General features: G+C 62.0%; 27 protein-coding genes. 12 read left to right on the top strand and 15 right to left on the bottom strand.

Annotated features, from left to right (window positions below; all coding sequences use genetic code 11):
- The first annotated feature begins 31 nt into the window (after nt 1-31).
- Nucleotides 32-472, top strand: a complete 441-nt coding sequence (locus EGH25_RS07600) for a DUF4149 domain-containing protein (RefSeq protein WP_266087284.1) — start codon at nt 32-34, stop codon at nt 470-472.
- A 37-nt stretch (nt 473-509) separates the two neighbouring features.
- Nucleotides 510-1,022 carry a pyridoxamine 5'-phosphate oxidase family protein gene (locus EGH25_RS07595; protein ID WP_266087283.1) on the top strand — a complete coding sequence of 171 codons (513 nt, stop codon included), beginning with the start codon at nt 510-512 and terminating at the stop codon, nt 1,020-1,022.
- On the opposite strand, the gene EGH25_RS07590 is transcribed toward EGH25_RS07595, so the two are convergent.
- The 6 genes from EGH25_RS07590 to EGH25_RS07565 all read right to left on the bottom strand — a co-directional run bounded on the left by EGH25_RS07590 (nt 1,019) and on the right by EGH25_RS07565 (nt 6,690).
- Nucleotides 1,019-1,954: a transcriptional regulator gene (locus tag EGH25_RS07590; RefSeq protein ID WP_266087282.1), complete on the bottom strand. Its 936-nt coding sequence runs from the start codon at nt 1,952-1,954 to the stop codon at nt 1,019-1,021. The genes EGH25_RS07595 and EGH25_RS07590 overlap by 4 nt on opposite strands.
- 26 nt (nt 1,955-1,980) lie before the next feature.
- On the bottom strand, nt 1,981-2,853 hold the full coding sequence (locus tag EGH25_RS07585) for an isocitrate lyase/PEP mutase family protein (RefSeq protein WP_266087281.1): 873 nt from the start codon (nt 2,851-2,853) through the stop codon (nt 1,981-1,983).
- A 36-nt stretch (nt 2,854-2,889) separates the two neighbouring features.
- A complete protein-coding gene (locus tag EGH25_RS07580; RefSeq protein WP_266087280.1) occupies nt 2,890-3,819 on the bottom strand; it encodes a biotin--[acetyl-CoA-carboxylase] ligase in 930 nt (309 codons plus the stop codon).
- Nucleotide 3,820: 1 nt separating this feature from the next.
- Nucleotides 3,821-5,440, bottom strand: a complete 1,620-nt coding sequence (locus EGH25_RS07575) for an aldehyde dehydrogenase family protein (protein WP_266087279.1) — start codon at nt 5,438-5,440, stop codon at nt 3,821-3,823.
- A gap of 37 nt (nt 5,441-5,477) precedes the next feature.
- Nucleotides 5,478-6,098 (bottom strand): esterase/lipase family protein, encoded by a 621-nt coding sequence (locus EGH25_RS07570; protein ID WP_266087278.1) that lies wholly within the window; start codon nt 6,096-6,098, stop codon nt 5,478-5,480.
- 70 nt (nt 6,099-6,168) lie between these two features.
- The gene (locus EGH25_RS07565) at nt 6,169-6,690 is read right to left on the bottom strand and encodes a TrpY family transcription regulator (RefSeq protein WP_266087277.1); all 522 of its coding nucleotides are present in this window, start codon (nt 6,688-6,690) and stop codon (nt 6,169-6,171) included.
- A gap of 92 nt (nt 6,691-6,782) precedes the next feature.
- Between EGH25_RS07565 and EGH25_RS07560 the strand changes: the two genes are divergently transcribed.
- The 3 genes from EGH25_RS07560 to EGH25_RS07550 are packed head-to-tail and all read left to right on the top strand — an operon-like array spanning nt 6,783 to nt 8,516.
- Nucleotides 6,783-7,628 carry an LEA/WHy family protein gene (locus EGH25_RS07560; protein WP_266087276.1) on the top strand — a complete coding sequence of 282 codons (846 nt, stop codon included), beginning with the start codon at nt 6,783-6,785 and terminating at the stop codon, nt 7,626-7,628.
- Between the two features lie 37 nt (nt 7,629-7,665).
- Nucleotides 7,666-8,001, top strand: a complete 336-nt coding sequence (locus EGH25_RS07555) for an SWIM zinc finger family protein (RefSeq protein ID WP_266087275.1) — start codon at nt 7,666-7,668, stop codon at nt 7,999-8,001.
- Nucleotides 8,002-8,024: 23 nt separating this feature from the next.
- Nucleotides 8,025-8,516 carry a hypothetical protein gene (locus EGH25_RS07550; protein WP_266087274.1) on the top strand — a complete coding sequence of 164 codons (492 nt, stop codon included), beginning with the start codon at nt 8,025-8,027 and terminating at the stop codon, nt 8,514-8,516.
- Here the strand turns inward: EGH25_RS07550 and thiL are convergent.
- A complete protein-coding gene (gene thiL, locus EGH25_RS07545; RefSeq protein ID WP_266087273.1) occupies nt 8,490-9,338 on the bottom strand; it encodes a thiamine-phosphate kinase in 849 nt (282 codons plus the stop codon). The two genes, EGH25_RS07550 and thiL, sit on opposite strands and share 27 nt — an antisense overlap.
- A 100-nt stretch (nt 9,339-9,438) precedes the next feature.
- Between thiL and EGH25_RS07540 the strand changes: the two genes are divergently transcribed.
- The 4 genes from EGH25_RS07540 to pyrF are packed head-to-tail and all read left to right on the top strand — an operon-like array spanning nt 9,439 to nt 12,335.
- On the top strand, nt 9,439-9,870 hold the full coding sequence (locus tag EGH25_RS07540) for a 30S ribosomal protein S19e (protein WP_266087272.1): 432 nt from the start codon (nt 9,439-9,441) through the stop codon (nt 9,868-9,870).
- 42 nt (nt 9,871-9,912) lie between these two features.
- Nucleotides 9,913-10,248: a DNA-binding protein gene (locus EGH25_RS07535; protein WP_266087271.1), complete on the top strand. Its 336-nt coding sequence runs from the start codon at nt 9,913-9,915 to the stop codon at nt 10,246-10,248.
- Nucleotides 10,249-10,287: 39 nt separating this feature from the next.
- Nucleotides 10,288-11,556 (top strand): histidine--tRNA ligase, encoded by a 1,269-nt coding sequence (gene hisS, locus EGH25_RS07530; RefSeq protein WP_266087270.1) that lies wholly within the window; start codon nt 10,288-10,290, stop codon nt 11,554-11,556.
- Nucleotides 11,553-12,335: an orotidine-5'-phosphate decarboxylase gene (gene pyrF / locus EGH25_RS07525; protein ID WP_266087371.1), complete on the top strand. Its 783-nt coding sequence runs from the start codon at nt 11,553-11,555 to the stop codon at nt 12,333-12,335. Before hisS ends, pyrF begins: the two co-directional genes overlap by 4 nt.
- On the opposite strand, the gene EGH25_RS07520 is transcribed toward pyrF, so the two are convergent.
- The gene (locus EGH25_RS07520) at nt 12,332-12,979 is read right to left on the bottom strand and encodes a DUF5828 family protein (protein WP_266087269.1); all 648 of its coding nucleotides are present in this window, start codon (nt 12,977-12,979) and stop codon (nt 12,332-12,334) included. The genes pyrF and EGH25_RS07520 overlap by 4 nt on opposite strands.
- Nucleotides 12,980-13,043: 64 nt before the next feature.
- Between EGH25_RS07520 and cofE the strand changes: the two genes are divergently transcribed.
- A complete protein-coding gene (gene cofE / locus EGH25_RS07515; protein WP_266087268.1) occupies nt 13,044-13,769 on the top strand; it encodes a coenzyme F420-0:L-glutamate ligase in 726 nt (241 codons plus the stop codon).
- Here cofE and EGH25_RS07510 read toward each other — a convergent pair.
- Genes EGH25_RS07510 through EGH25_RS07480 form a run of 7 tightly spaced genes read right to left on the bottom strand, consistent with a single transcriptional unit; the run spans nt 13,759 to nt 19,265 of the window.
- Nucleotides 13,759-14,817 (bottom strand): [LysW]-lysine hydrolase, encoded by a 1,059-nt coding sequence (locus EGH25_RS07510; RefSeq protein ID WP_266087266.1) that lies wholly within the window; start codon nt 14,815-14,817, stop codon nt 13,759-13,761. The genes cofE and EGH25_RS07510 overlap by 11 nt on opposite strands.
- Nucleotides 14,814-15,974: an aspartate aminotransferase family protein gene (locus tag EGH25_RS07505; RefSeq protein ID WP_266087264.1), complete on the bottom strand. Its 1,161-nt coding sequence runs from the start codon at nt 15,972-15,974 to the stop codon at nt 14,814-14,816. The genes EGH25_RS07510 and EGH25_RS07505 overlap by 4 nt, the downstream gene beginning before the upstream one ends.
- A complete protein-coding gene (locus tag EGH25_RS07500; RefSeq protein ID WP_266087262.1) occupies nt 15,971-16,807 on the bottom strand; it encodes an acetylglutamate/acetylaminoadipate kinase in 837 nt (278 codons plus the stop codon). The genes EGH25_RS07505 and EGH25_RS07500 overlap by 4 nt, the downstream gene beginning before the upstream one ends.
- Nucleotides 16,804-17,823, bottom strand: coding sequence for an N-acetyl-gamma-glutamyl-phosphate reductase (gene argC, locus EGH25_RS07495; RefSeq protein WP_266087260.1), 1,020 nt, complete (start codon nt 17,821-17,823; stop codon nt 16,804-16,806). The genes EGH25_RS07500 and argC overlap by 4 nt, the downstream gene beginning before the upstream one ends.
- The gene (lysX, locus tag EGH25_RS07490; RefSeq protein WP_266087258.1) at nt 17,820-18,680 is read right to left on the bottom strand and encodes a lysine biosynthesis protein LysX; all 861 of its coding nucleotides are present in this window, start codon (nt 18,678-18,680) and stop codon (nt 17,820-17,822) included. The genes argC and lysX overlap by 4 nt, the downstream gene beginning before the upstream one ends.
- Before the next feature lies 1 nt (nt 18,681).
- Nucleotides 18,682-18,852: a lysine biosynthesis protein LysW gene (locus EGH25_RS07485; protein ID WP_266087256.1), complete on the bottom strand. Its 171-nt coding sequence runs from the start codon at nt 18,850-18,852 to the stop codon at nt 18,682-18,684.
- Nucleotides 18,853-18,854: 2 nt separating this feature from the next.
- A complete protein-coding gene (locus EGH25_RS07480; protein ID WP_266087255.1) occupies nt 18,855-19,265 on the bottom strand; it encodes an Lrp/AsnC family transcriptional regulator in 411 nt (136 codons plus the stop codon).
- A gap of 253 nt (nt 19,266-19,518) precedes the next feature.
- Between EGH25_RS07480 and EGH25_RS07475 the strand changes: the two genes are divergently transcribed.
- Nucleotides 19,519-22,092 carry a cation-translocating P-type ATPase gene (locus tag EGH25_RS07475; protein WP_266087254.1) on the top strand — a complete coding sequence of 858 codons (2,574 nt, stop codon included), beginning with the start codon at nt 19,519-19,521 and terminating at the stop codon, nt 22,090-22,092.
- A 49-nt stretch (nt 22,093-22,141) separates the two neighbouring features.
- A complete protein-coding gene (locus EGH25_RS07470) occupies nt 22,142-23,437 on the top strand; it encodes a replication factor C large subunit (RefSeq protein ID WP_266087253.1) in 1,296 nt (431 codons plus the stop codon).
- Nucleotides 23,438-23,456: the final 19 nt, after the last annotated feature.

Raw genomic sequence — 23,456 nt, 5'->3', positions numbered from 1 at the left:
GGTGTTTCCGTACCGTGGTTCAAACCCCGGTATGTTACGCGTCGTCGATACCGTCGCAACCGGCGCGGTCGGCGTCTGGCTCGGTACCGTCGTCTTCTTCTCGTTCGTGGTAGCGCCCCGTGTCTTCGATGTACTCGAACGCGACCGTGCGGGCGATGTAGTCAACCGTATATTCCCGACCTACTACGTCCTGGGTGCAACGCTCGGCGTCGTCGGTGCCGCCGCGGGAGGTGTCCGTGTATACGTCGACGGAGCTTCGACAGCTGTCGCCGGCTACGTCGCCGCGCTTCTCGTCGCCGTGGCTGTCGCGGTCTTCTCGCGCGTCTATCTGGTGCCGCGTATAAGAGGAAACGATAGGTCGCGTGAGGACTCCGACGTGGACGCCTTCGAAAGGTACCACTCGGCATCGGTACGTCTCAACACGGTTATACTCGTCTCTCTCGCCGCGGCGCTCTCCCTGTGGCACGTCTGAGCGGAAGGGATTTGTCGTAAGAAGACCAAGGGGACGTATGACCGAAGACGAGATACAGACCGAAGAACTGTCGATGCGTGAACTCTCCGACGAAGGTGTACGCGAGCTTCTCGAATCCGAACCGTACGGCGTTCTGAGCATGTGCGATGACGGCGTTCCGTACGGTATACCGATGTCTTTCGGATACCACGACGGCGACGTATACTTCGAGTTCGGAACCGTCGAGGGCGGGCGCAAGTTCGGGGTTCTCGAAACAAACCCCGTCGCGGCGCTCACCGTCTACGCACTCGACAGGAGTAGATGGGGCGACTCGACGGCGAACCTGCTTCCGACGGGGTTCGCGTGGGCAAGCATTGTGGTAACGGGAAAGATCGAAGAGGTCGAAAACCCGTCGGAGGACGTACGTGACGCCGTCTTCGAGGCGCGCCAGCCATCGCCTGCGAACCCGTGGGGAGGTTCTATGGCGGAGACGGAGCTTTCGTTCCACAAGATGGATGTCGATACGGCGGAAGGACGTGTAGCGGGCGGTGGGAACCCCGCGGAAGACTAAACCTCTATCCTGCTCAGTAGGTCGTCGGTGCCGTCGACGTCTTCGAGATCCTCAACGTCGAGTATAGCCGTCTCCTCGACGGAGTCGCGTGCAGGCTTGTCGTCGACGACGTAGACGCTCTCCGTCCGTGCAACGTCTGAGATACTGCTCATGAGACGTGCGCGTTTCACGATACCCGAACCCCCCTCACCGGTTCCCGTGAGAACCGTCTCACCGTCCTCGCGCGACAGGGCGCGGAAAGGCGCACGCGCCGTGGGCACGACATCGAAGCCGGCGTTACGTAGGATTGCGAAGACACGGCGCTCCGTCTCGCTCCCCGGGCTGTCGTCCGTCTTTCTCTCCTCGTCCTCGTCTGCCGTTTCGTCGCCGAACACCTCGACGGGCGATATCAGACGTTCGCCGAAGATCTCCTCAAGACGTACCGCCACATCGAGTGTCGCGTCCATTCCGTCCTCGTACTTGGAGACGGCGCGCCGCGAGACGCCGAGTTCGTCGGCGACCTTACCGAGACTTATGTCCTCCTCGTCGCGTGCGTCTTCGAGTAGGTCGCCGTCGATGTTTACGTACAGACCGCCGCTTCCCATGTAGACGAGAGGCGGTACGCCCTCGACGAAGTAGTCGTGTGCGGTTCCACGGCTCATAGAGGGGACGCCGCGCCGGAGGTACAGAACGCCGTCTTCGAGTTCGTGGTCGCGTGTCTTGGTACCGACGACGACCGACTCCGCGCCGAGATGGGCGGCGAGAGCCTTCATCTCAGCCGCCGTTTCGGTGTCGAGTCCATCGATATTGACCAGAACCTTGAGAAGAAGGACGAGTTCGCCGCGTCGCGCGACAACGTCGAAGCTCTTGGGGCGTATGTTGCACTTTTCGCTGACCGCGAAGCCCCCTTCTCTAAGGATCCTTGTCGTGTCTTCGAGGACTCTTTGTCTCATCCTCTCTCTGACCGTAACCGCCGGAACTACTTATTGGTTTCTGCGTACTCCTTCGCCGTTTCACGGTACTCATCGGCACCTATGAGGTCGTCGTACTCGTTGAAAGATAGCTTACCGACCGACGAGGTCTCGCCCTCGTCGGCGAGCGCGTCGTACGTGTCTCGGACGGCGCGTGTATACGCGAGAAGCGACGAAAGCGGATAGACGACAACGTCGAATCCAAGCGCCTCCACCTCGTCGTAGGACATGTACGGCGTCTTTCCGCCCTCTATCATGTTTGCGAACGTCGGCGCTTCGAAAGCCGTCGCCGTGCGTTCGAGTTCCTCGCGCGACTCAGGCGCTTCGACGAAGATAACGTCAGCGCCCGCTTCTTCGAGAGCACGTCCGCGTTCGACCGCGGACCCCATACCCTGCGGTTCGCGCGCATCGGTACGTCCTACGATAACGAGATCGGAGTCGGCTTCGTCGCGCGCGTCGACGGCGGCACGTATACGCGTCCGCGCCTCATCGTCGCCGACGACGCGTTTCTCGTCCATATGTCCGCAACGTTTGGGTGCGACCTGATCCTCGATTATGACGCCGCCTGCGCCCGCATCTATCATGTCGCCGACTGTACGGCGGACGTTCAGCGCGCTACCGTACCCCGTGTCGGCGTCGGCGACCACGGGCGCGTCGCACGCCTTTACGATGTCGTCCACACGGTCGACGTTCGCCGTACGGTCGAGGAAGCCGAGGTCGGGCAGACCGAGGGTCGACGCCGACAGACCGAAGCCCGACGTAAAGACGGCGTCGAAACGTTCGGAGGCGAGACGTGCGGAGAGTGCGTCGAAAGCGCCCGGTAGGACTGTGATATCGTCGGAGTCGACGTTCTCACGTAGCCGGGTTCCTGCGTCGGTCATACCGAACCGACGCCCGCTGACCTAATCAGCTTTCCGTTACCTCAGATGCACGCAGTCACCCGCGGTGACGACACGTTCGCCTCCGTCGGTCGAGATACGTAAAGCGCCCGTCCCGTCTACGCCTTCTGCGGTACCTTCGACCGTCTCGTTCGGTGTCTCGACACGTACACGTCTTCCGAGCGTCGATGTACGTTCGCGCCAGTCGTCGACGATATCCGCGCCCGTCTCGTACGCCTTTTCGAGTTCGGCGAGTACGTCGGCGGTTACGGAGGCGCGGTCGACCTCGCCGACGTGTTCGGCGAGCGAGGTAGGTGAGGCGTCAGGAACGTCCGGGACGGAGTTGGCGTTCAGACCGATACCTACGACGGCGTGCGCCACGCGTTCGGCGTCCGCCTCCATCTCAACGAGTATTCCGCATAGCTTCCGTTCGTCGACGAGTATATCGTTGGGCCACTTTATCGTCGCATCGACGCCCGTCTTCTCAACGGCGCGCGCAACGGCGACGGAGGCGGCGAGAGTGACGAGCGACGCGTCGCGCGGCGCAAGTTCGGGACGTAGGACGACGCTCGTCCATATACCGCCCGAAGGACTCGACCAGTCGCGTCGGCGTCTACCGCGTCCGCCTGTCTGCTCATTAGCGAGTACGACGTAGCCCTCGTTGACATCTTCGCGCGCCCTTTCGACAGCGACCGAGTTCGTCGACTCGACCGTATCGTGGTACTCTATCCCGTGACCGACGTACCTCGTCCGTCCTCCGAGGCGGTACGAGACGGCGAGTCCGCCGTACTCGGGAACCTCGTCGAGCCTGTACCCATCGGGCGTGCTCTCCACGCCGAAGCCCTCGTCACGGAGTGTTTCGACGTGTTTCCAGACTGCGTTACGCGATACGCCGAACTCGTCGGCGAGCGCCTCGCCCGAAACCACGTCCCCGTCTGCGAGAGCATCCAGAACGTCGCGCGCGTCCATCTTACAGTCCCTTCTTTCCGATTAGCTCCTTGAGCATCTTGGGGGCTTTTCTCGCGCGTCTGACGACGCTGTTACCGTACAGGAACTCTATACCGTCGCCCATGGTTTCGAGGTAGTCGTCGGAGTAAGGGAACCACCACGTCGTTTCGGGACGGAGTGAACGCGGTACGGTGTCGGCGCTTCCCTTGTTGATATGCTTCATACGTGTCACCTCCTCTATACCCCAGACACCGTGCGTCCTACCGTGTCCGCTGTCCTTGTATCCGCCCCACGGCGTTTCGTTGATACCGTAAGTGTAGCCGTGGTCGTTGACGACGACAGTACCCGCGTCTATCTCCCGCGCTACGCGTTCGCCACGGTCGGTGTCACGTGTCCAGACGCTCGCCGTGAGACCGAACCGCGTGTCGTTCGCCTTCTCTATACCTTCGCTTATGTCCTCAAACCCCATCACGGGGATGACTGGACCGAACGTCTCCTCACGCACAACGGGCATCTCGTGTGTCACGTTACCGAGGACGGTGGGGGCGTAGAAGCTTCCTTCGCGGTCGAGACGTTCGCCGCCCGTGAGAACCTCAGCGCCCATCTCGACGGAGTCGTCGACCTGTTGAGCCAGTTCGTCGACGGCACCCTCGTCGATCAGGGGTCCTACGTCGACGTTCTCCTCCGCGCCGTTTCCTACACGAAGCTTGTCGACCTTACGTACGATCTCGTCGCGGAACTCGTCGAAGACGGAGTCGTGCGCGTAGGCGCGTTTGACCGCGGCGCAGGTCTGACCGCAGTTCATGAAACGCGACCAGACGATACCGCTCGTCGCCTTGTCGATGTTGGCGTCTTCGAGGACGACCGCCGGGTCGCTTCCGCCGAGTTCCATCGTCGTAGGCACGCCGCGCTCCTGACACCGTTCCTGTATCATCTCTCCGACGGCGTTGCTCCCTGTAAACGTCATCTGGTCTATGTCGCTCTCAACGATAGCCTGTCCGACGGTGCTTCCACCGCCGGGTACGACGTGGAGAAGATCGTCGGGAAGACCCGCGTCGTTCAGTATCTCCTCTATCTTCAGTCCCGTCAGCGTCGTCTCGCGCGCGGGCTTGAGAACGACGGCGTTTCCGGCGAAAAGGGCGTAGACAACCTGCGAACCCGGTATGCCGAACGGGTAGTTCCACGGCGTTACCATACCGAGGACACCAAGAGGTTCACGTACTATCTTGCTCTTCCGATCCATCACCATGATGTTGTCGAGATCGAGACCCGTCTCCATGACCTCAGGACCGCGTTTCTTGAGGAAACGGACGGCGTCGATGACGGGTATCAGATCGGTTACGAGACCCTCCCCGACGGGCTTTCCCGTCTCGGCGGCGATCGTGCGCGCAACCTCGTCACGTCGGCGTATGAGATGGTTCTGGAAGACGTCGAGAACACGTAGACGATCATTTACCGACCGTGCCTCCCACGAACGCTGTGCCTCGCGTGCCGCCTCCACCGCCTCGTCGACCTCTTCGGGCGTCGTCGCCACCACCTCCTCGTTCACGTCGCCCGTCGCAGGGTTGACCGAGACAACCGTTTCGGCTTCGCGCGTATCTCCTCCGTCTCCCCTTTCGGTGTCTTCCTCTGTTTCTGACATGACTAACCGTGTCGTCGAGGAAAAGTAAGGATTTGGGTTAGGCTCCCAGAAAGCCGCTGTACGTGTCGAAGACAGACCGGCGTGCCACCATTTCGAGATGTCCGTAAGGTCCTGCGCGGAGGTTGCGCGCGTCGTACCTCTCCGTCCATTCGTCAGGGAAAGAGCCGCGTCCGTTCGGACGTACGGCGTAGTCGTTACGGCTCCATACGGCGGTGTAGTCGACGCCTTCCGCAAGACCGTCGACGTTTAGCTGTTTGAGGAACTTACTTGACGGTAGCATGTCGCGCGCACCCTTCGTGAAGAGGGCGAGACGCGTCGTCTCCGTCCCCTGATGCGGTGTGCTGAGCGTGACCAAGGAGTCGATATACCCCGCGCCGCCCATCTCCTCGGCGTACCACCGTGTCTTGAGACCGCCCATCGAGTGTGCGATCACGTCGACCTCGCCGCCGTCGTCGTACGCTCTCTCAACCACAGCACCGACCTTCTCGGCGTAGTCGCGCGGAGAACCCACCGTAAGACCCGGTACGCGTTCGGCGTTTACTGTGTAGATATCATCCTCGTCGTAGCCTTCGCGCCGCAGGTTTCTCCTCAGAAGGCTCCACCACGGCGTGTACCCCGTGTCGAGAAAGCCATGGACAAGTACGGTAGGTTTTGACATACCATGCCTATACGACCGAAGCGTATGAGTCTTTGACCGTGCATATACGGTTCAGGAACCGAAGATGCGTCTACGGAGAGAGGAGATCGACCTTCTCGACGAAGCCGAGTTGGGATATACGTTTGACCAGAACGCCCGACACCTCGCCGTTGGTAATAACCGTGAAACGCGGTTCGTCGGTGAAGTAGGGGTCGTCTGTCACCGCCTGACGTATGGAGACTTCCTCTTCGGCGATTACACGCGCAATCTCGGCGACGACACCTGTCGACGCCGCGTCGTCGACACGTATGGTGAGAACCGACAGACCGAGGACGGGCGCAACGTCGCGGAACGAGGGTATCGAGGAGATATTACGGAAGATGTCCCCCAGTTCGTCGTCGGCGAGGATCGCATCCGTGGTTGAGTCGACCACACGTCTGTCGACGCCCGCCTCGTCGGCGACCTGTGTATAAGGGATCTCGATACCGCCCGAAACGACGCGACCTTCGTCGTTGACCGAGAAGCCGCGTTCGAGGAGAAGTTCGACGACGGCGCGCTGTCCCGGCGAACCGTCGAACTTACCCATTATACGACGGCGGACGTCTTGGGGCATACGCCGGTTTAGAACCTCACGGATTAAACGAGTTACGCAAACCAAAAGCCATTAATTCTGTCGCCCGATAAACAACACAAGGAGGATAGAGAATGAGGCTTCCGTCCGGAGACGGGATCGAACGCGGCGTCGTAACGAGCAGATGGGGCGACGTGAGCGACGAGGCTTCCGAGATACGGACGGAGGTCTCCGTACCGTCGGCGAACGTCGTCAACAGGGATACCGACACGTTCGGTGTCGAGTACGTCGCGGAGATAAACGGCGTCCGTGTCGTCGAGGCGGAGAAGAGCGGCTTCCGTTTCGATCCGCGTACGACCTCGGTTAGCCTCGATGCAGAGATGGAACACGACGCGATCCGAGGGTGGTGGGGGACGCATGTCGAGAACGGCGAGGAAAGCAGTATGCGCGTCAAGCCGCGTCTGCGTGTCGATCTACCCCTCAGCGACCTCGGTGTACGTGTCCCAAGCCGCGAGACGACCGTCGAGACAGACGCCCTCGGATTCCTTAACGACGCGGGTAGACGGGAGAGGTCGGTGATGGGACGTACGTTTCTCGCTGTCGACGGTATCGATGCAGAATGGGGCGAACCCGACGGCGGTACCACGCCCGTACACGTCGAAGCACGCGTCGAGAACCCGACACGCGTACCCGTTTCGTTCTCCGACCTCGTCTGCGACGTACGTATGAACGGCGTGGACGTTGGCGGCGGCGAAACCCACGACGGCTTCGCGCTCGGAGCGGGTGAGACAGAGACGGTTGAGATGACCGTAAACATCGAGGACGACGCACTCCCCGACTGGTGGAGAACACACGTCGAGAACGGCGAGGAGACCGAGGTAGTCGCGGATGTCTACGGTGCTGTCGGCGTTCTCGGAAGACGTTTCCGCGTACCTCTTATCTCGTACACCGGAGCCGTCGAAACCGACGTACTGACCTGACGGAACCGTTATACGGAGTCGACACGTATAGCCGTCGATGGACTGGCTCGACGAGCTTGAGGAGAGGGGTAGGATTACAGGCGCTATCGCCGACGAGATTCTCAAGGAACACGGTGCGCGGGGCAGACGCGCGATCGACGCCGTCTCCGAGGGACGTGTCAAGGAGTACAGGGACTTCGTTGTCGTCGTCGGCAAGGGCGACGAGTACATAGTCGAAGGACGTTCGTGTACGTGCGAGGACTACGAGTACAACCTCGACGAGGGAGAACTGTGCTGGCATGTAATCGCTGTACTCATCGCCGACGCGACGGGAGATGTCGACGAACACGACATGTGGTACACCGAGGTTCGTGACCTCATGGGAACTGATTAGTGCAGGGTCGGACACGTTTCGGTATGGATTCGGACAGGCTGAAACCGTCTTTCGTAGCCGGGTTTCTCGGTTTCCTGAGCGTCGAGGCTACGTCGTTCGTCTACTCGGTTTTCGCGCCCCTAGGTCAGGTCGCGGCTCAGGGCACTAACCCGTTGTTCGTGAGCCACGCACTCTTCTACGACCTCCACAACCCGCTCGCATTCTTCGGTGTTGTCGGCTCCAATCTGTACAGCTTTCTCCCCGTTACGAGCGCCTTCTTCTACGTGCCTCTCGTGACACCGCCGCTCGTCATAGGATTTCTGGCACGCCAAACCGTCGAAGGCGAAGACAAGGTCATCGAAGGGGCGTCGGTCGCGGTCGGCTACTCGGCTCCCACAGCCCTCTTAGCCGTTCCCGTGCTCCCGTTCGTCAGCCTCCTCGACGTCCTTTTTGCGGTCGTCTACCCCGTCATCTTCGGTGCCGTCGGCGGCTACCTCGGTTCGCGCCGATCAGTGCTCATATCCCCGTCTCCGTAGCGGTTCGCCGTCGAGGCGCACGCCGTCTTCGACCACCTCGCCCACGACGGTTATGCCCGTTTCACCGACAGCTTCGCGCGCCTCGTCAACCGCTTCGCGCGGCAGGGTGAAGAGGAGTTCGTAGTCCTCGCCCACGTATACATCGTCTTCACGTGCGCCGTCGACGAGCGGTAACGCGCCGTCGAGCGCAATACCGACGCCCGACGCATCGGCGATGTTGTGAGCGCCGACGGCGACACCGTCGCTTATGTCGGTCATCGCCGTCGCATACGGTGAGAGGGCGACGCCCTCAGGTACACGCGGAGGGAAGGCGAAAAGCCCGTTGCCGCGTTCGGCGTCCCCGTTCTCGAACGCACGCAGGGCGACCGCTGTCCGTCCGAGAGCGCCCGTTACGGCGACGGCGTCGCCTACACGCGCACCCGAACGGTTCACGACGCCGTTCGTCGCACCCAGCGCCGACGATACGACGGTGCGCTCGTCGTGTGCGTCTAAGTCGCCGCCGACGTACTCCGCACCGACGGATTCGCACACCTCCGATGCTCCGCGCACGAAGCCGTTGAGTCCGTCGTCGAACTCAGGCGCTCCGTACGCCGCCACGACAGCAACGGCGCGTCCTCCGCTTCCCGCCACGTCGCTGAGTGAGATAGCCGCGGAGCGCCAGCCGACGGTGTACGGTGTCACGCCGTCGGGGAAGTCCGTGGTCTCGTGGAGCATGTCGGTTGTGAGCAGAAGGTTCGCCTCGTCGGGGGTACCGACAGCGGCGCAGTCGTCGCTCACGCCGAGTTCGTCGGTGAGGCGTGCGAGGGCGTCGAACTCGTGCATGCCTAAGGTTGGCGACCGTCGGTATTGTATCCACCGACGCGGGCGACGCGCGACGGGAACCGGTTAGCTTAAACGTCCGACGTACCCAGATACGACAAGAATGACGACAGCACACGAGGTGCCGGGCGACCGGCTCGTTGAGGAGACGAAGGAGGAGGTCGAGGAACTCGACGGTGTCGAACCTCCCGAATGGGCGGAGTTCGGAAGGACGGGACGCAACCGCGAACTCCCGCCTGAGGAGGACGGCTGGTGGTACACACGAACCGCCTCGCTCCTACGTAAGGTCTACATCAAAGGACCTATCGGCGTCGCACGTCTCAGGAAGGAGTACGGCGGACGTGACAGCAAGGGCGTTGCGCCCTCGCACCACGAGAACGGTAGCGGCAACGTCATACGTACGGCGTTACAACAGCTTGAGGACGAAGGTCTCGTAGAACAGAAAGGCGGTGAAGGACGTGTGGTGACAGCGGAGGGGCAGCGTTTCCTCGACGGTGTCGCCTCCGATATCGCCGACGAACTGCTCGCAGAATAACTGGGTTAGACCCTTAAGCTTCGAGAACTTAGGTACACCAAGATGTCCGACGACGACCTCGAAAAGCTACGTGAGGAGAAGATGCAGGAGCTTCAGGAGAGGGATCAGGGTGGCGGTGCACAGGAAGAGGCACAACAGCGCGCGGAGGCGCAGAAGAAGGCTGTTCTGCGTCAGTCGCTCGAACCTGAGGCGCGCGAACGTCTCAACGCGTTGAGCATGGCGAAGCCTGACTTTGCCGATCAGGTTGAGAAGCAGGTCGTGGCGCTCGCGCAGAGCGGAAGGCTTCAGGGAAAGATAGACGAGGAACAGATGAAGCAGTTGCTCAAGAAGCTACAGCCGGATGACGACGACTACGATATAAAACACAGCGGTCTCTGAATCCGGACTGTTTAAACGCAGGCGGGCGCATTCTCCGGCATGGAGTTCGAGAGTCTCAAAGGTTTCCGTGACTTCTACGCCGACGAGGAGTCGGCGCGGCGTGAGGTCTTCGACACGATCCGCGAAACGGCGCGCTCCCACGGCTTCGATGAGGTATCTGCGCCGTCGCTCGAACCGCTCGGTCTCTACGAGGTAAAGAGCGGCGAGGAGATAGTCAACGAGACGTACTCGTTCGAGGACAAGGGCGGTAGGGACGTTACGATGACGCCCGAACTCACGCCGTCTCTCGTCCGTATGTACGCCGCGCGCGAGCAGGAGATGTCGAAGCCCGTCCGTTGGTTCGCGTCGCCCAAGCTATGGCGGTACGAACAGCCCCAGTCGGGCAGGCTACGTGAGTTCTACCAGCCCAACTTCGATATCTTCGGAGCGCCGGGTGTTGAGGCGGACGCCGAGGCTATCGCCACTGCGGACGCGGTTCTTTCGAACCTCGGTCTTACCGACGAGTACGAGCTACGTGTCAGTCACCGGGGTGTCGTGCGCGCCGTCGTCTCGTCGCTCGGTGTCGACGGGGAGACAGCGACGGCGGTACACAGGACGATCGACAAGTCCGACCGTCTCAACGACGACGAGGTACGCGAAAGGCTCGTCGATGCCGGACTTGACGACGACGGTGTGGAGACGGTTCTGAGCCTCACAAGCCTCGACGGATGGGGTGCCACCGACGAACTGCTTGGTGTGATCGACGGCGACGAACAGCGCGAGGCTGTCGAACGTCTCCGCGCCCTCGACGAGGCGCTCGAAGGATACGGCGTCGACACCGTCTTCGACCCCTCTGTGGTACGTGGAATGGACTACTACACGGGTGTTGTCTTCGAATGCTTCGACACCGACGGCGACCTCCGTGCCGTATTCGGCGGCGGAAGGTACGACACACTCGTTGAGGAGTTTGGCGGTCCATCGACGCCTGCGGTCGGATTCGGTATAGGTGACGCGACGCTCGAACTTCTGATGCGAAGCGCGGACATCTGGCCTGCGGAAGAAACGTCGGTCGACTACTACGTCGCTGTAATAGGCGACGTACGCGAGACGGCGACACGTGTCGCGCGGTCGTTACGTGACGACGGGGAGGAGGTACGTGTCAACGTACGCGACGGCAGAAGCTTCGGAAGCCAGTTGGAGCACGCCGACGCCGTCGGTGCGACAAAGACGGTCATCGTCGGCGAACGTGACCTCGCGGACGGAGAGGTGACGGTCAAGGACATGCGGACGGGCGAGCAGGAACAGCGACCCGTGGAGGGGTTGGTCTGAGCTTCTTCGACCGTCTCGGTGACGGGATAGAGAAGAAGGACTCCCTCGTCTGTGTCGGTCTCGACCCCGTTCCGTCGCGTATACCCGACGGCGTCGGTGTAGCCGAGTTCAACCGGCGTATAATCGACGCAACGAGCGATGTCGCTGTCGCGTACAAGCCCAACACGGCGTTCTACGAGGCGCTCGGCACCGACGGATGGGGGGCGCTTCTCGAAACCGTCGAAGAGGCGAGCGCCGCCGCTCCCGTTATACTCGACGCAAAACGCGGCGATATAGGGCATTCGTCACGGAGGTACGCCGAACTGCTCGACGTCGCCGACGCGATCACAGTCAGCCCGTACATGGGGACGGACTCCGTACGTCCTTTCATCGAAGACGGCGACGCGGGCGTCTTCGTTCTGTGCAAGACGACCAACCAAGGTAGCTCAGAGTTCCAAGAACTCGACGCGGGTGGGAAGCCCGTCTACGCGCACGTCGCCGAACGCGCTGTCGACTGGAACGCCGTAAACGGAAACGTCGGCCTGGTGGTCGGCGCTACGGATCCCGAGGAGATGGAGAACGTCCGCGAACACGCCGGCGACCTGCCTTTCCTCGTACCCGGTATCGGCGCTCAGGGAGGTGACGCCGAGGCGGCGGTCGAGTACGGAACCGACCCGCGCGGCGTCGGTGTCGTCAACTCGACGCGTTCGATAATATACGCCGGCGACGGCGACGGTTTCGAAGAAGCCGCACGTGAGTCGGCGAGGTCGTTACGGAAAACGTTGAACGGATACCGCTAACCGTCGTCGGTGTCCTCAAACTCGTCGTTCAGGGCTTCCTCGACCTCCTGCGACTCGGCGTTTATACTCATCCTGTACGTCGTATCGCCTTCGTCGTCAGCCTCGCCGTTGACTATCTTCTCCTTCATCTTTCCCATCTTCTCACCTATCGACTCGACGACTTTGAGTGAGGCGTTGAAGTTCTCTGAGTCGAAGTAGAGAGGATTCGTCCTCGTGATACGGCGGTACACGCGATCCTCGACGGCGCGGACGACATCGCGCGAAGCGTCGCCGACCGTCTTACCCGCCGACTTGGAAGCCTCCGAAGCCTTCTCCGCCGCCTCGGTTATATCGCCCTCGGCTGTCTTCTCACGCGTCTCGGACAGCTTTTCGGCTGTCTCCGCGGCGGTTTCGGACGTTTCGTCGCCTTCCTCGACCTTCGCCTTTTCTACCGTCTTCTCACGCATCTCGTCCTCTTGTTCGCCGCTCCGGGGTCTCCACGCGTCCCACTCCGAGACGGTATCCTGTTCGACATCGTGCTCCTCGAACGTGGAGACTATCTCCTCCCCGAAACCGACTATATCCTCCCAGCTACCCTCGACAGAGTAACCGAACGGCTCCTCCTCAACCTCGTCTTTCCCGTCCCCGTCGTCTGGCTGTGACATGGGGTAACGGTGGTACGTGACCGGTGAAACAAAAGCTTATCCCTGAACGGCGACAGGTTGCGGCATGCGCGCAGAGGTTCGTGCTGTCGACGGCGTCCCGCGTCTTTCCGAGGGCGATGAACTCGGTTCGTACCTGCCTCACGACGCCGACGTTGTAGCCGTCGCCAGCACCGCCGTATCGAAGGTCGAGGGACGCGTCCGTCCCCTCGACGGCTTCGAACCGTCGGAACGCGCGGAATCCCTTGCCGAACGGAACGACGCGGATCCGCGTTTTACAGAAGCCGTCCTCAACGAGTCGACCGAACTACTCATAGAGGAGCCTTTTTTTCTCGCCGTCACGCGTTTCGGGCACGTCGCACCCAACGCGGGTATCGACAGGTCGAACGTCGAAGGAGACGGAAACGTCGTACTGCTTCCCGAAGACCCCGGCGAAAGCGCGGGACGTATCGCCGACACCATCGGTACGCCTGTCGTCGTGACGGACACCTGTGGACGAGCCTTCAGACGCGGACAGACAGGCGTCGCCGTGGGATGGGCGTGTATCGACGCGGTACGTGACTGGCGCGGAGAAGAGGATCTTCACGGACACGAACTCAAAGCCACCGAGGAGGCGGTCGTCGACGAGATAGCCGGCTTCGCAAACGCCGCCATGGGCGAGGGAGGCGGTGGAACCCCGGCGGTCGCCTTCTACGGTGTCGAGGCGATCGTCGGTTCCGCCGACGACGACACCGTCTTCCGTCGTGAGGAGGACGATATAGTGCGATCCGCTCTGCTCGACTTCAAGCCGTAGAAAGATCCTCCGCGACGCCCTCGAGAACGTCGACGGCGCTGTGAAAACCGTCTATCCCTATATGCTCGTTGGGCGTGTGATCGAGGTTGGAGTCGCCGGGCCCGTACGTCGCCATCGGACAGTCCCAACGTTCGGCGAAGACGTTCATGTCGCTCGTTCCCGTCTTGGCGGAAAGACCCGGCTCGCCGTCCTCGTCACGGACGGAGCGCAGGAAAGCGCGGACGACGGGGTTGGAACGTTCAACCAAGACGGGTTCGGTCGACTCGCCCCAGTATACGTCGCCCTTGTGTTCGGTCTCGACCTTCTTAACCATGTCACGTATCTCTGCGACGGAGTTGCTCGTGGGTATACGCATGTTCCCACGGAGTTCGGAACGGAGTTCGAAGCCGTCTGATTCGGAGTCTATCTCCGTCGGTGTGGCGGTGAGCGCGTCGAAGCCCTCGTCGAGATCCTGCAGACCACGGACGGCTTCCCAGAACGAGATCACGTCGTCTATCGCATTTACACCCGGATGAGCCGTATGTATTACCTCGCCGGTTACGCGGTAACGGAAACGGAGTATACCGCGGTATCCGAGCGTGACCGTATCCCATCCTGACGGTTCGCCGTTGATCAGGTACGCGGGGGCTTCGCGGCGGTCGGTGAGGTGACGCGCCCCCATACCGCTCTTCTCCTCCTCAACAACGGCGACGACGGTGACATCAGCGTCCGTATCGGCGAGACGTGACGCCGCGGCGAACATCGAACCAAGAGGACCCTTAGCGTCGACGGAGCCACGTCCGTACAGGTCGCCGTCCTCGACACGTACGGGTATCTCACCCGGAACCGTATCCATATGACTCGTCAGCATCACCTCCTTGCCGTCGCCCTCGGTACGTGCGATGACGTTACCGACCTCGTCGGTCGATACATCGAGACCCATGTCGGGTAGATGTTCGAGGAGATAGTCACGCGCAGGCGACTCGTTCCCCGAAGGGCTGTAACGTTCGACGAGACCACGGAAGAAGGCGAACTCCTCGTCGCGGTCGACCGCGGGTGTTGCGCTCACCCGATCACCTCTCCGAGCGCATCGACAACGGCATCGATGTGCTCTTCTTCAAGCGTCAACGGAGGCAGGAAACGTATAACGTTCCGTCCTGCGGTCAGACCGAGTACGCCTTCGCCGGCGAGACCTGAGAGGTAACGTCCCGCGCGTCCACGAACCTGTATACCCACCATCAGACCTTCGCCACGTACGTCGACGATACGGTCGGTGTCGAGCGCCTCGACGCCTTCGACAAGACGTTCGCCCATACGTTCGGCGTTCGCGGGCAGGTTCTCCTCGACGGTGTACTCGACAGCGGCACGCGCCGCCGCGACGGCTACGGGGTTGCCGCAGTACGTCCCTCCATGGCTTCCCTTCGGTATCTCTGTCATCCCCTCACGGCAGACGATGGCGCTGATAGGCAGACCCCCGCCGAGCGACTTGGCGGTCGTTAGGGCGTCGGGTGTTACATCGTAGCCCTCGTGCGCCCACATCTTCCCTGTACGCCCCATCCCCGCCTGTATCTCGTCGAAGACGAGGTAGGCGTCGTGGTCGTCACACAGGTCGCGCGCCGCTTCAAGATAGTCGGCTTCGGCGGGGTAGATACCGCCCTCGCCCTGTATAGGTTCGAGCAGTACGAGCGCCGTCTCATCGTCAACAGTCTCCTTCAACGACCCGACGTCGTTGTACGAGGCGAAGTCGAAGCCCGGCACCGTCGGAGCGAAAGGCTCGCGGTACTTCGACTTCCACGTCGCGGATATGGAGCCGTACGTACGTCCGTGGAAGCCGCGTTTCGCAGAGACGATACCCGATCCATCGGTCGAACCGCGCGCGAACTTCATAGCCGCCTCGTTCGCCTCCGTCCCTGCGTTGGCGAGGAAGATACGGTCGAGCGCGTCGGGCGTGGCGTCCATCAACGCCTCCATGAGTGCGCCGCGCTCGGGTGTAGCGTACGAAGCCTGCGCGTACGTGAAAGACCGCGCCTGCTCCTCGATCGCTTCGACCACACGCGGGTTCGAGTGTCCGACGCCCATGACGCCGTAAGACGCGCCCATGTCGATATATTCGTTCCCATCGTCGTCGTAGACGTAGACGCCGTCACCGTCGACGATAGGCATCGGCTTCTTCGAAAAGACCGCCTCGTAACGTTTCTCACGTCCGATCAGGTCGTCCTCTGTCATTCCTCACCCTCCGATCCGAAGACGGTGCCTTCGCCGTTGAGGGCGCGGGCTACGGCTTCGTCGACGTTCGCGGAGGCTAAGACGACACTGCGCGCACCCGCGTCGAGAGCCTCGCGCGCGGCGTAGACCTTCTTCTTCATCTTCCCCTCTGCGTACTCGTCGATAACGTCGTCTATACCGTCGTACCCGACCTTCTCTACGAGGCTGTCGGTGTCGTCAGGATCGCGTAGGAGACCGGGGACGTCGCTAAGGATGACGAGACGTGCACCCAGAGCGCCTGCGACCTCCGCGGCGGAACGGTCGGCGTCGGTGTTGACCGCTGTGCCGTCGTACGAAACCATCGGGACGCCGACGACGGGGACGTACCCCGCACCTATAAGAAGTTCGAGGAGTTCGTCGTTGACCTCCTCTATCTTCCCCGAACGGTCGCCGCGTTTCACCTTCTTACGTCCGTCCTCGACGGCGATCACCTTGTCCTTGTGTTCGCCTTCGAGGAGGCGTCCGTCGACGCCCGTGAGACCGACGGCGTCGACACCGCGCGTCTGAAGTTCCTCGACGATGTCGGTGTTTACCTTACCCGCCATCGCCATCTTGAATATCTCCATCGTCTCGTCGTCGGTAAAACGTCCCTTCATGCCCGACGGGCTTTCGACGTACGTCGGTTCGACGCCGAGGCGGTCGTGAAGCTCGTCGACAGCGCCGCTTCCGCCGTGTACGACGACGAGAGGTTCGCCGTTCTCCACACGCGCCGCGATACCGTTGAGTACGGAACCCCTTTCGACGCCTTCGGTTCCTCCTATCTTGACGACGGTCGTTCCGTTCTGGTCGATCATACAGGATGCATCCCGTTGAAACCGAGTCCCGCGCCCTCATCGTATCCGAGCGCTATGTTCGCTGACTGTACCGCCATGCCTGCGCTTCCTTTCATCATGTTGTCGACGGCGCTGAACGCCACGACACGGTCGTCGCTCACCTCAAAGCCTACGTCGCAGTAGTTCGTACCTTCGACGACCTTGGGTTCGGGGTACCGGTAGACGCCGCGGCGCGACTTGGCGACACGGACGAACGGCTCGTCACCGTACGCGCCACGGTAAGCCTTCCATAGCTCCTTCTCTTCGACGCCTTCTACGAGGGCGTGCGCCGTCGCCGCGATACCGCGCACCATCTCGATAGCGTGGACGGTCATGTTAACGTCGAGACCCGTCTCCTGTTCTATCTCCGCCTGATGTCGGTGGCTCGTCGGTGCGTACGGACGTACGACGCGCGACCGTTCGGCGTGGTGCGACGCCGTGTTCGCCGACGCTCCCCCCGCGCTCGAACTCGCCTTAACGTCCAGAACGACGTCGTCTTCGTCGTCGACGATACCGCTCTCGACGAGCGGATGGAGTGCGAGTATCGACGCCGTGGCGTTACAGCCCGCGGCGGCGATGAGCGACGCGTCCCGGATCTCGTCACGGTAGAGTTCGGGTACCCCGTAGACCGCCTCGTCGAGCATACCCGGGTTCGGGTGCTCGTCGTACCATTCGTCGTACCCCGCCGGGTCGTCGAGACGGAAGTCACCGCTCAGGTCTACGACCGTATCGGCGTGGTCGCGGAGGCGCGGCATCTCCTCCATCGTGTAGCCGTGGGGCGTCGCCGTGAACAGAAGGTCGGTATCTTCGAGGTCGTCGGGATGGACGAAACGCGCGTCCGTAGCGCCGCGCAGGTTGGGATGTACGCTCGTCACCGTACGCCGCTCCTTAGACCGCGACGTCACCTGTCCGAGTTCGAGCTGTGGATGTCCGACGATGAGACGGAGTAGCTCGCCCCCCGTGTAGCCGCTTCCGCCTATAACCGTAGCTTCGGTCACTCCGCCACCTCCATAACACGGTCGGCGTACCGACCTGCGACGTTTACACCGCTCGCCTCCGTCAACGCCTTGAACTCAAGCGAATGGTTGACCTCGTGGACGGAGAGTTCGTCGCCGTCCTCCATTATATCGACGCCGACGACGCCGTCCTCCGCACCGACCGCACGCGCCGCATCGACGGCGACGGATCCAAGACGGCCGTCGGTTTCGCACGCCGTCGTCTCCGCGCCCACAGAGGCGTTCGTAATCCAGTCGTCGCTCTCGCGGTACATAGCCGCAACGGCTTCGCCACCGACGACAGCGACGCGTATGTCGCGTCCGGGCTTGTCGACGAAGTCCTGTACGTAGAAGACAGAGTGCTCGTAGCTTCCGAGAACCTTCTTGTGCTCGAAGACAGCCTCCGCCGAGTCGCGGTCGTTGACCTTGGCGAGGAGACGCGCCCATGAACCAACGATGGGCTTGACGACGACGGGGTAGCCGACCGCCTCGACGGTTTCGAGAGCGGATTCGGGCGTAAACGCGACACGCGTATCCGGCGTCCGTACATCCGCCTCGCGCAGAGCGAGCGATGTCTCGACCTTGTCGCCACAGACGCGTGCGACATCCGACGTATTGACGACCGGAACGCCGTACGAACCGAAGAAACGCGCCGTGTAAAGACCGCGCGAGTAGCTCATCGCACGGTCGACGACGACGTCGAGTTCTTCGGGGGAGACCTCCGCGCCTTCCGGGGAGTCGAGAGCCAGCGATACCTCACGCGGGTCGATACGTTCGACATCCGCACGGTCGCGTAGCTCTTCAAGGAGGAGCTTCTCGTCCTTACGGACGCGCGAGCACAGAAAGCCGACCCTCGTCACGTCACTCTCCCCAGTCCTCTTCGAGTTCGGGAGCCTCTATGTACTCAAGCGGCTCCGTGTCGGCGACCTCAAGCTCTGCGCCGCAGTCTCCGCAGTCTATGATCTCTCCGCGCTCTACCTCCCATTCCGGCTCCACTTCCGCTTCACACACGGGGCATTCTGCTGATGTCATTGTTATATCCTCTCGTCGAGTATTAGCCGGGTACGTGTCGAGACCGTCTCTTCTTGCTGACGCATACGCGTAATCAGGTCGTTGACCTCCGACGTATCCGCAACGTCGACGACGACTATCATGTCCTCGTCGCCGCTGACCTCCCAGACGAAGTCAACGCCGTCCCAGTCGACGACGCGGTCGGAGACATCCGAGGTCTCCACATCCACATCGACCTCAACCTCTATCATGGCGCGGACGTTGCCGACGCTCGTCGAGACCGTAAAACGACGTATAACACCGTCGTCGACCATGCTTTCGACGCGGTTACGTACGGTTCCTTCGGAGGTACCGACCTCCTCGGCGACCTCTGTGTACGGCTTCCGCGCGTCACGTTTGAGGACTTCGAGTATACGTGAGTCGGTCTCGTCCATCCGGCTTCTCCTGTACGTTGGTGGCACGCCGCGGTTAATGAAGGTTGCGAACCTACGGCGAACGCTTCGAATATCGGAACGCGGTACGCGGCGGGAACCCGTACTAACAGACGCGTTAAGCCGCCCTCCGAGGCTCGGATAAGAAGTATATACTCCATAGTTAGACCGTGTCGGTCACAGTCTCGGAGAAGAGTTACGAACTTCGTAACGGCTTCACCAAAGGATTTAGGCTGTAGTCGTCTGAACCGAAACCGTGTCGTCAACCTCGTCCGCCCACACCAAGACAGCCGAGGAAGCCGTAGATGACCTCGACACGGAACGTGTTGGTCTGTCGAGCGAAGAGGCGGAGCGCAGGCTCGCCGACGTGGGCGAGAACGACATCGTAAGCGGCGGCGGGCGGTCGGCTTTCGGCATCTTCACGGCTCAGTTCGACAGCGTCCTGATCCGAGTTCTCGTCGTAGCCGCCTTGCTCTCTGTCTGGGCGGGTCATACGGTCGACGCCGTTCTGATAGCCGTAATCGTGGTGGCGAACGGCGTCTTCGGCTTCGTTCAGGACTACCGTGCCGAACGTAGCCTCGAAGAGCTACGCGGTATAGCGGCTCCTACGGCGACTGTGAGACGCGACGGTGTCGAAACGGGGATAGACGCAACGAACGTCGTGCCGGGTGACATCGTCGTTCTGACGGGCGGTGATGTCGTACCCGCCGACGGACGCGTCTTGGAGACGACGGATTTTGAGGTTGACGAGGCGACCCTAACGGGCGAAAGCATGCCCGTCTCCAAGTCTTCCGAGCCGGTCGAAGCCGGCACGCCGGTCGCGGAGCGCGTGTCGATGGTCTACAAGGGCACGAGCGTGACGCGCGGAAAAGCCGTCGTTGTCGTTACATCGACAGGTATGGAAACCGAGGTCGGCGGAATAGCCGAGGAACTCGCCTCGACCGAGAAGACACGGACGCCTTTGCAGAACGAACTCAACAGGCTCGGGAAGAGCCTCGGTGTCGGCGTCGTCGCACTCTCGGCGGTCGTCGCGCCCATACTGCTTCTCCGTGGAACCGGAACCGTACAGGCGGTGCTGACCGCCGTATCGCTCGCCGTCGCCGCCGTTCCCGAAGGACTTCGTGCCGTCGTTACACTGACGCTCGCACTCGGCGTTCGCAGGATGTCGAACGAGAACGCCCTCGTCCGGAGTCTACCCGCTGTCGAGTCGCTCGGCTCCGTCGACGTGATCTGTACCGACAAGACGGGGACGCTGACGGAGGGAGAGATGACCGTAAGCAGGCTGTGGGTACACGACGAGGTGGTTGGGATGGACAAAGAGGGGGATAAGGACAGCCTCCTACTCCGCGCGGGCGTTTTCTGCAACGATGCGACGCCGGACGACGGGGATCCGACCGAACAGGCGCTCGTACGCGCCGCGGAGAAACGGGGTATCGATGTGGAGGCCCTCCGTAGCGAGAAGCCGCGTGTAGAAGAGGTTCCGTTCTCGTCGGAGCGCAAGTGGATGGGGACGGTACACGAGGACGGTGAGAAAGGCGGACGTGTTGGCTACGTCAAAGGCGCTCCGGGTACGGTTCTCTCGAACTCCGACCGGATTCTCACGGCGGACGGCGTCGTTGAACTCAACGACGGGATGCGCCGGAAGGTGGAGGAGAAGGTGAAGGCGTTTGGCGACGACGCTCTCCGCGTACTCGGTGTGGCGTACGTCGACGAACCCGACGACGCCGAAGCTCTCGGCGACGCTCTCGTCTTCGTCGGTCTCACGGGTATGATAGACCCGCCGCGCGACGAGGTTGCCGAAGCCATAGAAGCGACGAGGAAGGCTGGTATAGACGTAAAGATGGTGACGGGCGACAACGTCCGGACGGCTGGGGCGATAGCCGACGAACTCGGCTTCGACGCAGAGGTTCTCGAAGGCTCCGATGTAGAGGGGATGGACGATACGGAGTTACGCGAACGCGTCGACTCCGTCAACGTCTTCGCGCGCGCCTCGCCGGAGCACAAGGTACGTATACTCAGAGCCTTGCAGGATCGCGGCCACTACGTCGCTATGACGGGCGACGGCGTCAACGACGCTCCGGCGCTAAAGAACGCGGATGTCGGCGTCGCCATGGGCGTACGCGGTACGGATGTCGCACGCCAGGCTTCCGACATGGTACTCCTTGACGACAACTATGCGACCATAGAGAGCGCCGTCGAACGCGGACGTGCCATCTTCGACAACGTATGGAAGTTCGTCGCCTACCTCCTGAGCGCAAACGTCGCCGAGGTCGCCGTCGTCTTTGTCGCGTCCCTTTACGGCTACCTTCTACTCCCCGCCGTCCAGTTGCTCTGGATAAACCTTCTGACCGACGGTCTGCCGGCGCTCGCCCTCGGTGCTGATCCAAAAAGCGGCGACGTAATGGAACGCCCACCGCGTGAACCCGACCGCGGTATAGTAGGGCGTCCGATGCTCGAACTCATCGGGGGTACGGGTGCCGTCACCTCCGTCGTCACACTCGGTCTCGCCTTCGTGATACTCGACGGCGCTGACGCCGTGACGCCGTATGCGATGACGATGGTCTTCACGGGGTTCGTCGTCCTTGAGTTCGCCAAGCTGTACGTCATCCGTTGGCTACGCGAGACGCCGACGGTGTCAAACCCGTGGCTCGCCACCGCCGTCGGCGCTTCGATCGTTCTACAGGCGTCGGTACTGTACACGCCTCTTCGGCGTTACTTCGGAACCGTGCCTCTCGGCGTCGCCGACCTCACCCTTCTCGGCTTTGTGGTCGCCCTCTGCCTCCCGGCTTACCTCTGCGTCGCGTGGGTCGTCGGACGCCACTTCGACTGACGACCGCACGACACCGTGATTCAAGACGGTTCGGTGCGTAGGAACGCCGATGGCAGACTGGACAGAGAGGTACCGCCCGGATACGCTCGCCGACGTACGCGGAAACAACAAGTCCGTAAAGCAGTTACGCGGATGGGCGGAGGACTGGGAGGAAGGCGACCGTGAACCCGCGCTCGTCCACGGTGCGCCGGGTGTGGGTAAGACGAGCGCCGTCCATGCGCTCGCCAACGACATGGGATGGACGGTAGTAGAGATGAACGCCTCCGACGCACGTACCGCCGACGCAGTCGAGGAGGTCGCGGGTGAGGCGACGCGTTCGGCGGGACTGACGGGCGGACGTACGCTCGTCGTCATGGACGAGGCGGACAACCTGCACGGTAACGCCGACAGGGGCGGTTCGCGCGCCGTCACGGAGATGCTCAAGACAGCGAGCCAGCCCGTGGTTCTCATAGCCAACGACCCGTACGAGATGAGCCGTTCGCTCAGGAACGCGTGCCGCGAGATCGAGTTCGGTAACGTGACCGCACGTTCGATACTCCCCGTTCTGCGCGATATCTGTAACGAGGAGGGGGTCGAGTACGAAAAGGAGGCGCTCAAGAGTATCGCCGACGCAAACTCAGGCGACCTGCGCGGCGCTATACACGACCTACAGGCTGTCGCGGAGGGGCGCGACGCGGTCACCGTCGACGACGTCTCGGCGACGGGCGGACGCGATACGACTGAGGACATCTTTGAGTTCCTCGACACCGTTCTTAAGGGCGACGACTTCGGAACGGCGCTCCGCGATGCGCGCGATGTCGACGAGTCGCCCGACGACATGGTACACTGGCTAGACGAGAACGTCCCTAAGGTGTACACGGGCGACGAACTCGCCGAGGCGTACCGACGCCTGTCGCGCGCCGACGTCTTCCTCGGTAGGACGCGCGCCACACAGAACTACTCGCTTTGGCGTTACGCCAACGACAACATGGTAGGCGTACAGACGGCGCGCCGGGGCGGTGGCGGGGGATGGACGCGTTACTCGCCGCCGTCTACCTTCCGGCGTCTCGGACGTACACGCGGCGAGCGCGACACACGCGACTCGACAGCGCGTAAGATAGGCGAGGCGAGCGGCGCGAGCATGGCGTCGGCGCGCGACGACATCTTCCCCTACGTACGTGTCCTTTTCGAGGACGAGGAAACAGCGGCGCGCATAGCGGCGTCACTCGGCCTCTCAGCCGACGAACTCGCCTACCTAACCGGATGGGACGAGTCACGCGCAGAGGATGTCGTCGGTGACGACGAACCCGAGGAGGTCGAAGAGGAGGACGACGACGAGTCACAGAGTACGCTTTCGAGCTTCTGAGGTGGGCGTAGACGGCGCA

The sequence above is a fragment of the Halorutilus salinus genome, assembly GCF_026242195.1.
Lineage (GTDB): Archaea > Halobacteriota > Halobacteria > Halobacteriales > Halorutilaceae > Halorutilus > Halorutilus salinus.
This window is presented reverse-complemented; position numbering and strand designations above follow the sequence as displayed.